1 pseudogene is annotated in these 367 nt (G+C 67.8%); it reads right to left on the reverse strand.

Annotated elements, in window-relative coordinates:
- Positions 1–367: pseudogene (locus E4V01_RS26475) on the reverse strand (IS701 family transposase); the annotation flags it as partial.

Consider the following 367-nt stretch of genomic DNA (forward strand, 5'->3'; position numbering starts at 1 on the left):
AGCCGGAAGCGTCGCTGACAGTGCGGGCATTGCACGGGCGGGATGACCGCCACGAACAAGCGACCGATGATGGCCTGACGCACGGCGGGCAGGCTCGGAGACGGTGGCGGGCCCGGTAGGCCGGCCACCTTTTTTTCCCCTCTCCGTCCGGTCGGGTCCTGTGAGACGGAGGTGTTGCAGATAGGCGCAGGCGATGCACGTCATCAGCGCGTGCCGGTGCAGGCCGGTCCAGGAGCGGCCCTCGAAGTGGTCGAGGCCGAGTTCTTCCTTCATCTGCTGGTGGGCCTGCTCGCAGACCCAGCGCGCCTTGATCGTGCCGGCCAGGATGCGCCGGGTCGTGCGGGGCGGCAGGTTGGTCAGATAGAAT

The organism is Methylorubrum sp. Q1 (genome assembly GCF_004683995.1).
Classification (GTDB): Bacteria; Pseudomonadota; Alphaproteobacteria; order Rhizobiales; family Beijerinckiaceae; genus Methylobacterium.